This window comes from Pedobacter frigiditerrae (assembly GCF_004331645.1).
Classification (GTDB): Bacteria; Bacteroidota; Bacteroidia; order Sphingobacteriales; family Sphingobacteriaceae; genus Pedobacter; species Pedobacter frigiditerrae.
On sequence record NZ_SJSK01000005.1, the window covers coordinates 35317 to 46969 of the forward strand.

Annotated in this window: 9 protein-coding genes; 7 read left to right on the plus strand and 2 right to left on the minus strand. The window is 38.9% G+C overall.

Translation table 11 applies throughout. The annotated features are described in order from the left end of the window. Window positions 1-13 precede the first annotated feature (13 nt). The gene (locus EZ428_RS17895) at window positions 14-1021 is read right to left on the minus strand and encodes an alpha/beta hydrolase (RefSeq protein ID WP_225871088.1); all 1008 of its coding nucleotides are present in this window, start codon (window positions 1019-1021) and stop codon (window positions 14-16) included. 356 nt (window positions 1022-1377) lie between these two features. On the opposite strand from EZ428_RS17895, the gene EZ428_RS17900 reads away from it, so the two are divergent. The 7 genes from EZ428_RS17900 (at window position 1378) to EZ428_RS17930 (ending at window position 9955) form a co-directional block, all read left to right on the plus strand. Further along, window positions 1378-2058: a metal-dependent hydrolase gene (locus EZ428_RS17900; RefSeq protein ID WP_131554576.1), complete on the plus strand. Its 681-nt coding sequence runs from the start codon at window positions 1378-1380 to the stop codon at window positions 2056-2058. Window positions 2059-2083: 25 nt separating this feature from the next. Beyond that, window positions 2084-2935 (plus strand): alpha/beta fold hydrolase, encoded by an 852-nt coding sequence (locus tag EZ428_RS17905; RefSeq protein WP_131554577.1) that lies wholly within the window; start codon window positions 2084-2086, stop codon window positions 2933-2935. A gap of 27 nt (window positions 2936-2962) precedes the next feature. Then, a complete protein-coding gene (locus EZ428_RS17910; RefSeq protein WP_131554578.1) occupies window positions 2963-3706 on the plus strand; it encodes a hypothetical protein in 744 nt (247 codons plus the stop codon). Between the two features lie 29 nt (window positions 3707-3735). Next, window positions 3736-4344: an isochorismatase family cysteine hydrolase gene (locus tag EZ428_RS17915; protein WP_131554579.1), complete on the plus strand. Its 609-nt coding sequence runs from the start codon at window positions 3736-3738 to the stop codon at window positions 4342-4344. Next, on the plus strand, window positions 4341-4871 hold the full coding sequence (locus EZ428_RS17920; protein WP_131554580.1) for a hypothetical protein: 531 nt from the start codon (window positions 4341-4343) through the stop codon (window positions 4869-4871). Before EZ428_RS17915 ends, EZ428_RS17920 begins: the two co-directional genes overlap by 4 nt. A gap of 217 nt (window positions 4872-5088) precedes the next feature. Continuing rightward, window positions 5089-7479 (plus strand): sensor histidine kinase, encoded by a 2391-nt coding sequence (locus EZ428_RS17925; RefSeq protein WP_131554581.1) that lies wholly within the window; start codon window positions 5089-5091, stop codon window positions 7477-7479. An 82-nt stretch (window positions 7480-7561) separates the two neighbouring features. Then, window positions 7562-9955: a sensor histidine kinase gene (locus EZ428_RS17930; RefSeq protein ID WP_165501811.1), complete on the plus strand. Its 2394-nt coding sequence runs from the start codon at window positions 7562-7564 to the stop codon at window positions 9953-9955. Here the strand turns inward: EZ428_RS17930 and EZ428_RS17935 are convergent. After that, a complete protein-coding gene (locus tag EZ428_RS17935) occupies window positions 9952-11334 on the minus strand; it encodes a sigma-54-dependent transcriptional regulator (RefSeq protein ID WP_131554583.1) in 1383 nt (460 codons plus the stop codon). The genes EZ428_RS17930 and EZ428_RS17935 overlap by 4 nt on opposite strands. Between the last annotated feature and the right edge of the window lie 319 nt (window positions 11335-11653).

An 11653-nucleotide genomic window follows, 5' to 3' on the forward strand; every position in this document is an offset into this window, starting at 1 on the left:
AATTTATCTGAGATTAAATGACCGGTTTTAAATAAGCTTTTAGCTCTGCGGCGGCGTGCAAGAAAAGGGACTTGGCCTGAGCAGTATGCGCCAACGGATTCAATAACCCAAAATCGTGAATGGCACCAGCATACACCATAGTGGTAACGTTAACACCCGCCTCATCCAATTTTCTACCATAAGCTAAACACTCATCATAAAATATGTCTGCTTCGCCTACCTGAATCAATGTTGGAGGTAACCCCCTTAACTTCTCAATTGGCGCAAGTAATGGAGCGGCATAGATTTCTTTCCTGGTCTCGTGGCCAGGAATGTAGTTGTCGTACATCCATTTGATCAATGGAGTGGTTAAAAATCGCTCCTTTCCATACCTTTGATAAGAGGACGTTTCGAAATCGCTGTTTACCGTAGGCCAGAAAAGGATTTGAAGTTTAATTTCAGGTCCATTATGCTCCAGTGCCTTAATTGCCGTTACGGTAGCCATATTTCCTCCAGCGCTATTACCAACCAAAGCGATATTCTTGCCGTCTATACCAAATTGACTGCCATTTTCAGCTATCCATTTGGTTACTGCATAAATCTCATTGGTTTGTGTGGGATATTGTTTATCCGGAGCAGGTGTATAGTTTACAAAAATCCCCACCGTACCTGAAAGAACAACCAAATCCCTTACCATCCTACGGTGCGTGGGATAATCTCCCAATACCCAACCACCACCATGGATGAAAATAAATGCTGGTAGAACACCAACTGTGCCTGTAGGCTTAACAATGTTTAGCTTAACAGAGTAGCCATCTGCAATTACAATATTTTCGGTTTCCGTAATCCCTGAAGTGTCAACCTCCACTGAGGACTGTGCGCCTACCAATACTTTTCTTGCCGCTATTGGTGCCATAGATTCAATTGGCTCACCTCCACTATTGTTCAGGGCGGTTAAAAAATGCTTGGTTTCACTTGATAATGCTGGATCATCGCCTACCGAGGGAACCATAATTGCTTTTAGAGGTTTTGTTGCTTCCATATATTTTAATCTTATTGTTTTATAGAACTGAGTTCCTGGTTTAATGATATCATCTTAATTACTAATGATATGCCATTAAATCAATCAATTGATTATCAAATAATTAATAACAAAAAAACAGTAAGACCCTATCGACATTTCGTTATTGTACGTGATATCGATAATTGCGATTGTCAGGGAACTTAATTTTAGATGGCTTAAAAACAGAGACAAAAAGCTCCAACGAGTCAAGCAGATTATCGACAATTAGTTAACTCTCGATATTTCGGCAAACCTGAAAAACATAAACAACTGATATTCAAAAGCTTAATATTTGGTCTGATAGTAGTATTTCAACATTCAAATAAAAAATGAATATGAAACTAACCTACTATGGACACTCTTGCTTCGCTGTTGAGCTGGGTGGAAAAAAAATACTTTTCGACCCTTTTATAACAGGCAACGAACTAGCGAAGGATGTTGATGTGAAATCAATAGCCTGCGATTACATTTTTATTTCCCATGGCCATTTTGATCACATTTTGGATGCAGTTGACATTGCCATACACACTGGTGCAACAGTAGTTGCCAATTGGGAAATAAGGGACTGGCTTACAAAGAAAGGAGTAAAAAATACACATCCCATGAATCCAGGAGGTCAATGGCAGTTTGAATTTGGTAAAGTGAAGTGTGTAACCGCCGTGCATTCGAGCAGTATGCCCGATGGTAGTTATGGCGGTGCGCCGAGTGGCTTCGTATTTAAAACCAATAAAGGTAGTTTTTATTACAGTGGCGATACAGCACTTACCAAAGACATGGAATTGATCAAGGCTTGGAGTTCAATAGATTTAGCCATACTTCCCATTGGCGATGATCTTACCATTGGTGCTGAAGATGCAATACTGGCTTGTAAAATGGTAGGCGCAACAAAAGCAATGGGCGTTCATTACGACACCTTTGCCTTGATCGTAATCGACCACCAAAAGACTATCGAACAATTTGCCAAGGAAGGCATCGAGCTCTTGCTCCCAAAAATTGGACAGACCATCGAATGCTGAGTTAAACCATCAAAATTAATAAATCATGTCAATTTCATTAAAAGCTGCAATCACAGCACCAAATTTATTCATCGCTACGGCTAGTGGAAAAATTGCCTATCGCACAATAGGCAAAGGAAAGCCTCTTTTATTGTGCAATCGTTTTAGAGGAACGCTAGACACCTGGGACCCTAAATTCTTGGCCCATCTGGCCAAGAGGTTTCAGGTAATCACATTTGATTATCCAGGTATTGGTTTATCAGAAGGCAAGCATCAGGTTACTACTGAGCTACTATCAAAGGACATTCAGCTTTTTATAGACGTCCTTGGTCTCCATAAAGTAATTATCGGTGGCTGGTCTTATGGAGGTCTTGTGGTACAATCATTTGCAGCAATGTATCCAAAATTGGTATCCCATGTCATTATCATTGGATCCAATCCCCTCGGCGAAAACCCGGTTGCACCAGAACAAATATTTTTTGATTCTGCCTTAAAGCCTGTTTATGATTTTAACGACGAGCTGATTTTATTTTTCGAGCCTTTATCAAAAGAAAGTATAGCCATGGCGAAAAAATCTCACGAGCGTTTAGCACTGAGAAAATCAGATCTAGACCTTCCAGTAAAACCAGAGCAATTCGAAAATTACTTTCAAGGTGGAGTTAGTTTCAGGGAAGATAAATTTAACGCTAAAGAGAAATTATACCAGTCGAGCATTCCCATTCTGGTTTTAATGGGTGATCATGATCCAAGCTTTGCTGTAGAAAATTGGTTCCCATTAGTCAAAAACGTGAAAGCAATGCAACTGATTATCTTTTCAAAAGCTGGTCACGGCCCTCAACATCAACACCCAAAGTTGTGCGCAGATTACATCAAGAAATTCACTTCCAACACTAAATAATCAATTCATTAATAATAAAAAATCAATATGAAAACTTTAATTATCAGTGCTCTTTTTTTTCTGTGCGCTACAAATGCAGCCATCGCTTGCGAAAAATGCAGTGCCTATGCCAACTCTGAAGACTTCAACATAAAGGCAGCAAGGATTACCCAAAACAAGTTAAACAATACACTCGAGTTCGAGATCACAGTAGGTGGCAAGGCAGGAGAAACAAAGCCCAAGGCTATCTGGAAATTTGACATGGCACCTGTACTTGGCTATGTATTCCCAACTACACTTAAACCCGAAGACATTGGTTTCAGCAGTACCCAAGGAATTGTTGCCTTGGCACTTACCTCACATCCTGATTTTGATGACACACCACTTTGGGACGAAAACAATGATAGAAACTTTGCCAATGATGGAATCCTCTGGCATCCGCATTGGGTAATCCTGATCAAGGATGATCGCGTGGGTGGCGGGCTTTCCGTAAAGGAGCATAAAAAGGCCGATTTAGTCACAAAACCAAAAACTGCACCAGAAATGAACATGTATATGGATTCTCCTGGTTATCCCGTGGCAACGGTAGGTAAGGTAATCAGGGTATCAGTTCCATTGTTCCATGTCAATAATCAAACAAAATTCAAATTCGATGCGGTTGCCTGCTACATGGAAATCAGTGCGCCCGATGGAAAGGAAATGGAAAAAAAAATGGATAAACCCATGTTGGGCGTATATAACGTATTCAGCATATTATCCAAAAACCTCTCTCTGCCATTTGAAGTAAAATAAAACATTTCAACCCTATTAAACTTAACATCATGGAAACAAAAAAAACAGCCTTCGTATTGATCGATCCATTCAACGATTTTTTAGCCGAGGGCGGAAAACTCTGGGAACAGACCAAGACAACAGTAACAGAAAGCAACATGATTGCCAATCTACAGCAGCTCCTTTCCCTGTCTAGGGCAAAGGGAATCAAGGTAATCTATGCACCGCATCACCACACCACAATAAATGACTACCAGCAATGGAAATTCCTCTCCCCATCTCACCTTGGCAGCAAAAACCTAATGCTTTTTGAAAAGGGAAGCTGGGGCGCAGAATTCCACCCAGATCTAGCGCCACAAGAAGGTGACCTTGTTGCTCAAAATCATTGGACGGCAAGCGGTTTTGCTAACACAGATCTTGATTTTTTATTGAAACAGCATGACATAGATTCGGTAATCATCGCTGGTATGCGTGCCAATACCTGTATCGATTCTACAGCACGTTATGCCGTTGAACTGGGCTACCATGTAACCTTGGTTAGCGATGGTATCGCAGCCTTTGCTTGGGAAGAAGTAAATGCCGTGACCGGTATCACCTTTCCAAATTATGGGCATTCCCTTAAAACAACAGCAGAGCTTATTAAAGTGATCTCCATATGAAAATCATTGCAGAAAGCACATCTAGGGCAAACATAAAGGCTCCTTTTGATGAAATCAACCTTACCGAATGGCTGTTTAGTCTTAAAAACCATGAATATCAGGCCTGCTCAAGTTCACACATCGCAAGTGGCATATCGTTTAACGAGAATGGCAAACGCGTGTCTATCAATGTAGAGCTCATTGCGGGCAATCTGCTCGTACAGCATTACCAGGAGGATATTTCCAAGCCAAGCCACTGTAGGGTCAATTCCATCTCCGATTCCATTTCAGGTCTAGGAAACACCAAGCTGGGCATCACTTGGGAACTGGTACTACATCGCCTCACTGCAAGCACTTGCGAATTGGAAAACCATGTGGTAGTTTCCTTTACCGACCAATTCCTCGAACTGCTCAAAAAGGCAGGGATAACCGACCTTGAAGCAGTTAAGGCCGGGATGGCCGAGAACCTGGCTGCGCATAACCTTGAAGAAACACCTTTATTTGCCATTGATATTGAAAAAAAGGCAAGATTGGGTCTGTGGGTTTAAAAAAAATAAACAATCATATCCATACAAAGACAGGGCTCAATTCTTTGCCCATCATACCTAATCGAACCATTGGACATTGCCGCTCAACAATACAAAAACTTGAACGGTTTTAGTTTCAAAACATTCCCAAAAAAACATTTAAACACCTATATTAGAGGAACATAAACCAATAAAAAAAGCAATATACATTTTATTGATTTCATTAAACGCTCATTGCATGAAATTTAAATTATTGATTTTGGCCCTATCCTTATGTGTGGCTACAAAGACTTTCGCACAACAGATTTATCCTATGCTCACACCAATCGAGCTTAAACATACACGCTTAAAGCTCGCACAGACAAGTTCAAATATCGAACGTACCCAACTATTACTTAAACTCAGCTACCACTACATTATCAAAGGTGGAGAATATAATTCTGATCTGGACAGTGCATCTTTTTTTTTAAATAGAGCGCAAAAACTGAGTAAAAAATTTAATCTCGTAAGGGATCAGATCCACGGCACGATGCTATTTGGTCTTTTGAGAAATGAAAAAGGGGAGTATGATAAATTCCGTGAAATTCTATATGAGGTGATATCCGAGGCAGACAGTAGAAAACTGTTTCATGAAAAAGGCGAAGCACTATACTTTCTTGGTTGTTTCGATCGTACGAATGAGCTCGAACAATACAAAAGAGCATTATCGTGCTTTCAGTCATCAAAAAGCCTAAAAGAGGAAGCCTACGTGCACTTTAGCATATCAAAACTATATACAAGAACGAGTAATGGAAACAAGGAACTTTCCTTGCAGTCTGCAATCAAGTCACTAGCATTATATAAAAAAACAAAAGGCACTGACCTGCAGTATCTATACCATCATATATCAAATGTAAGTGGGTCACTCAATAATTGGCCAGACCGTGTTGGCTATCTTTTATTGGCAATAGATGAGGTGAAAAGAACGGGTAATTCAACTCAGATAGGTCGATATTATTCAGATCTTGGCGGCACCTATCAGGGGCTAAAACAACACTCAGATGCGTTAAAATACCTTTTGCTCGCTCAGAATAGATTTGAAGCTCAGGGTGACCAGAATTACATATACTACAATGCCAATATGATTTGTAATGTCTTTAGTACCTTGAATCAAAAAAATAAGGCTATTGAATTTTACAAAAGTGTAATTAAAAAATTCCCACCTACCACTTCAGAACACTCAATAAGAATTGCGAGCCACCTTGCAACTTACTACACGCAAATGAAGCGCTTTGACTTGGCGGAGCCGTACGTAAAAGAAATGTTAGGTATGGAGGCAAAGATTGGTCGAAAAAACTTTGCCACTATTTTATCCTATTCAGTTGCGGTTAATTTTTACCTCGCCGTAAAGGACCTAGCAAAAGCAGAATTCTACCTTAATGAAGTGTCAAAAAATAATGCAACAAACCCTACTTCCTATATAAGTTGGACTTATCTAAATCACTTTAGGCTAGATTCGGCTAGGGGTAATTTTTTAAGTGCAATACAATATTACCAAAAATATAAGTTGTTGAATGATAGCGTCCTTAATGAAGGTAAACTTAAACAGATCGCTGAACTACAGATACAATATGAAACGAAAAAGAAGGAAGCAGACCTACTAATCAAGGATAAAAACATCTTTGCTCTTAACGAGCGTACCTTATTTTTAGATCAGGAAGCAAAAAACCGACAAACACTATTGGATAAGGCATTACTGCAATCACAAAAATCAGATCTTCTTCGAAAAAATAAGGATGCTGAACTAGCAATCAGGTTAAAAAACATCAAATTGTTAAAGCAACAATCCGAACTTCAAAAAAGCCAATTGAACCAAGCCTATCTCACAAGGACGATAGTTATCTGCTTTTCTGTGTTATTGATTACTTTATTGGCGCTATTATTTAGACAATTTCGCCTTAAACAGTCAGCGAATCAAATCATAGCACAAAAAAACGACCGACTGCAAAGCTTGGTCACGGAAAAAAACTGGCTCCTGAAAGAAGTGCACCACAGGGTAAAAAACAACCTACAAACAGTAATTAGCCTTTTAGAATCCCAGGCCTTTTATTTAAAGGATGATGCCTACAAGGCCATGCAAAATTGCCAGCACAGGATCTATGTCATGTCTCTTATCCACCAAAAACTCTATCAGTCAGATGAAGTGAAGTCGATACTGATGCCACTTTACATTTCCGAATTTGTAAGTTACCTATCCGAAAGCCTCGAAGTAAGGCAGAACATTAGTTTTCAGCAAGACATAGACGAGATTGAACTAAACATTAACCAAGCAGTTCCATTGGCATTGATCATTAATGAAGCCGTAACCAATTCAATCAAATATGCATTTCCAAATAGACAATTCGGTATAATCCACTTATCGCTTAAGAGGATTGCAGACCAAATCTTCTTGTGCATTAGTGATAATGGAATCGGTATAACAAATTCTAATCTCAATCAAAATACAGATACCTTAGGCCTAAAACTGATGAAGGGACTATGCCAAGACCTGAATGCGGACATCAAGATCGATAACACCAATGGCACCTCGATCATGATTAATTTTGAGATTATAATTCCTTACCAAATAGAGCTTCTAGATGCCGTTTAAATAAGTACGCAAATAAGTTTTTTTGCCTAAATTAGATTTTACATCCACCTTATTAGATATCTATCAATTCATTTTTATTATCATGTTAAAAGCATTAACGCTCTTATGGTTGCTGCTAACTATAAATTCATATGGATTTGGTCAAGTAAAGGTTGGCGCAAATGGCAACTACTCTTCGCTGTCAAATCTAAGTGGAGGCAAACCAGACCTCGCTAGGGTTAAATCATTGTTGAATTTGAGCCAACAATCTATTGATAAACCTGGTGAGGTTAAAGAGGACCTGGACAAGGCGGTTCAATGGGCTATCGAGGCCCAAAGCCTAAGCAAGCAAATCAGCTACCAAGCAGGAATCCAGCAATCGCTGTATCTCCTTGGGCTGGCAAACTTAGAAGAGCGAAAAATTATCGCTGCGAAAACTATACTTCCTCTATTAAGTGATACCTTAAAAATTAAGTTATTGAATAAACTTTATGCCCATTATCGATATTTTGGATCTCGAGAATCTAAGGCCAATGATGCCTTGTTAGATACTGCACTTCGTTATGTGAAAGAGTCATTTCAGCTCAGTGTGGCCCTAAAAAGAACCAGCTTTGCTAAAGCTTCATTTGATGATTTTTATTGGATCTCTTACTTATATAAAAACAGTGGAAACTACAAAACTGCAAGAGATATACTGCTTTATGCGATTGATAGAGCCAAACTCGTACCAGAGTTTTCTCCTACACCTTTATTTATCGACCTTAGCAATACCTACATTGGTCTTTCGGAATATACCATCGCACTCGAGTGTCTGATTAAAGCTGAAAAAATCATTAAGCCTTATGAGATTAGCGCTTATTTAAAAATCATTTATTCTGGCATTTCACAGGTTTATCGGTTCAATTCCAATTATCAAAAAAGCATGGATTATGCCATGATGGCACTCGATGTACCAATGGGCAATAATAAATCTGGCTCTCTATGGATATTTGTAGAAGTAATCACACTTAACTATCTGCAGCTTAAAAAACCAAAAGAGGCAAAAGCCTTTATCGAAAAAATGCGACCTAAACTTGGTGTAAATAACGACCTTGACTACCTGTTCTATCATAAATGCATGGCCATGGCATCTTTTGCGTTTAATCAACCTACAGATGCTATTCAACATTACTTATCCGCAATTGAGTATAAAATAAAAACCAAAGAAAATCCAGCTGGCATATATACTGACCTTGGTAATGTTTATTCTTCAATCGGAGATTATAAAAATGCTGCCTATTACCTAAATAAGGCACAATCCTTATCCTTCCAATTTTCTAAAAATTCACTCGCACAATTACACTATAATTTATACAAGTTGGAATTTGCAAATGGTGATTATAAATCAGCGGTCAACCATTTATTAATCAATAAAAATTTAAACGATTCCATTAATAATATCAAAAAGAATAATCAACTGCAACAACTTACAATTCAGTACGAAACGGCGAAGAAAGATGCTCAACTTTTATTAAAAGAAAAGAATATCATTAACCTAGGCCAACAAGCCAAATTGTTAGACCAAGCCAATAAATTGCAGCAAAATCAACTGGAAAAAGCAAGTATCGAAACTCAAAGAGCAACATTGCTTGTTAAACAAAAAGACAATGATTTCCAACTTCAACAAAAAGATATTCGGCTACTTAAACAGAATGTGTTGTTGCAACATAATAATTTGGAAAGATCAAATTTAATTCGGCAGGCCATTACCTGTATTATTGTTCTCTTGGCTATACTTTTGATCTTGGTTTTTAGGCAAATGAAGTTGAAACAGAAATCCAATCAGGTCATCGGTCAAAAAAACGAACTTTTAAGCAAACTGCTGATTGAAAAAAATTGGTTATTGAAAGAAGTGCATCACAGGGTAAAGAACAACCTACAAACGGTAATCAGCCTTCTAGAATCTCAGGCTTTTTATTTAAAGGACGATGCATACACGGCCATGCAGAATTGCCAGCACAGGATCTATGTCATGTCACTCATCCATCAAAAGCTTTACCAATCTGAGGAAGTCAAATCTATAGCTATGCCCCTCTATATAGCAGAATTTATCAGCTATCTATCAGAAAGCCTTGAAGTGAGGCAAAGTATCCACTTCGAACAAAAGATTGACCCAATAGAACTCAATGTTAGTCAAGCAGTTCCACTGGCCCTGATCATTAATGAAGCGGTAACCAATTCTATTAAATATGCCTTTCCAAACAGCCCATTTGGGATGATCAGCATTTCCTTGAAGCAGGTTTCGAACAAAATCTATTTAGAGATCTCCGACAATGGAATCGGAATTCCCATTACAAAATTGAACCAGAACACCGACACACTTGGCCTAAAATTAATGAGGGGACTATCTTGCGATTTAAATGGCATAATCGAAATTAGCAATAGTAACGGAACATCAATCAAGGTAAATTTCGAAATAAACGAGCCTTATCAGGTAACGCTATTAAACGCCGTTTAATCCTTATAAATCATTTCCTTGGTAATCCCATATTTTTTAATCCTTGAAGTAAGGGTCGAATAAGGTAAATCGAGCATTTCCGCAGCTCCACCCGGCCCAGAGATTTTGCCTTTGCAGATTTTTAGAACGGTTATGATGTGATCAATTTCGTTTTCTCTGATAGTCTTTATCCTATTGGCTTCATTAACATCAATAACAGAGCTTCCTTCTGTTAATGGCAAGAAAACTTCTGCAATCTGATCTCCCTTGTTCAGTAGCACGCTGCGTTCCATAAGGTGTTCAAGCTCTCTAATGTTCCCAGGCCATGAATAGTTCTCCATCTGCTCCATTGCACGGGCCGAAATTGAACTGAACTTTTTGTTATTGATTCTTGAATACTGTCCCAAAAAATGTTGCGCTAATAATGGGATATCTTCCTTGCGTTGCCTTAATGCGGGCAAATGAATTGGGAAAACATTGATCCGGTAATAAAGATCTATCCTAAACCTCCCTTCTGCAACCTCCCTTTCTAGGTTTCTATTGGTGGCAGCTACAAATCTAACATTTACCTTGATAGAGGACCTGCCTCCTATCCGTTCTATTTCCTTTTCCTGCAGTACCCGAAGCAATTTTGATTGCAAATCCAGTGGGAGTTCGCCTATTTCATCTAAAAATATCGTCCCTCCTTGCGCCTGCTCAAATTTGCCTACCCTGGTTTCATGTGCCCCAGAAAAAGACCCTTTTTCAAAACCAAACAACTCCGATTCAATCAACGTAGCGGGTAAAACCGCGCAGTTTACCTTTACCAGTGGTTTATTCCTTCTTTCAGAATTTTCGTGGATACACTCTAATACCCGTTCTTTACCTGTGCCACTTTCCCCTGTAATCAGTACCGAGGTATCTGTGGGTGCCACTATCCTCATCAGATCAAGAACCTTAGCTAATTGTGGGCTTTTGCCAACTATGCCTGTAAACTGGGCAACTTCCTTAACCTTGCTCAAACGATCCTCTTGTCTGTGGATCGCCAATTTTTGTTCATGCAAATACTGGGCAATATCCAGTGTTGCCAACACATCCTTCTCCCTGAAAGGCTTTACCAAAAAACCATAAGGTTCAGTTTTTTTAGCGGCCGCGAATATTTCTTTATTTGAATTTGCTGATAAATAAACAAATGCAATGCTTTTCTTGCGCAACACATGGGCCAGGTCTATACCAGTCTGTTTTCCTTTCAGGAAGATATCCAACAAAACAAGTTCCGGTTTTTCATTTTCAACGATCTCAATTGCCAATGCAACGGAATTAGCAACGGTGCATACCTTATATCCATTTCTCTCCAAGATCATCCTGAGGTTATTGGCCTCTATGAATTCGTCCTCAACAATAAGTATCCGTTTTTCCATTTTTTATGAGATTAAGATTTTTTTGCGATCAAAAATCAAGCTGCTTCACGCCTAGCAAAAACCTGCCCAATCTTATGGTTTGATTGAACATTTCCTATTTAGGGCTCAAATTAATAAAAATGCTGCTAAATACAATGAAATCACACCATTGTACGGTCGTAGATTTAATCAAATTGCCGATATATCGGCAATTCAGATATAGAGTTGCCAAATATCGACAGCACAAAGGATCTCCAGTAGTTAACCCACTATCCATAGTCAACAATACCCGGCATCCTCAGTTCACACTGATCAATCAATCGAAGTTACAGCATATCGA

Excerpts from the sequence above, each read along its gene's own strand:
- EZ428_RS17895 (WP_225871088.1), bottom strand. The coding sequence starts at position 1,021 with ATGGAAGCAACAAAACCTCTAAAAGCAATTATGGTTCCCTCGGTAGGC.
- EZ428_RS17900 (WP_131554576.1), top strand. The coding sequence starts at position 1,378 with ATGAAACTAACCTACTATGGACACTCTTGCTTCGCTGTTGAGCTGGGT.
- EZ428_RS17905 (WP_131554577.1), top strand. The coding sequence starts at position 2,084 with ATGTCAATTTCATTAAAAGCTGCAATCACAGCACCAAATTTATTCATC.
- EZ428_RS17910 (WP_131554578.1), top strand. The coding sequence starts at position 2,963 with ATGAAAACTTTAATTATCAGTGCTCTTTTTTTTCTGTGCGCTACAAAT.
- EZ428_RS17915 (WP_131554579.1), top strand. The coding sequence starts at position 3,736 with ATGGAAACAAAAAAAACAGCCTTCGTATTGATCGATCCATTCAACGAT.
- EZ428_RS17920 (WP_131554580.1), top strand. The coding sequence starts at position 4,341 with ATGAAAATCATTGCAGAAAGCACATCTAGGGCAAACATAAAGGCTCCT.
- EZ428_RS17925 (WP_131554581.1), top strand. The coding sequence starts at position 5,089 with ATGAAATTTAAATTATTGATTTTGGCCCTATCCTTATGTGTGGCTACA.
- EZ428_RS17930 (WP_165501811.1), top strand. The coding sequence starts at position 7,562 with ATGTTAAAAGCATTAACGCTCTTATGGTTGCTGCTAACTATAAATTCA.
- EZ428_RS17935 (WP_131554583.1), bottom strand. The coding sequence starts at position 11,334 with ATGGAAAAACGGATACTTATTGTTGAGGACGAATTCATAGAGGCCAAT.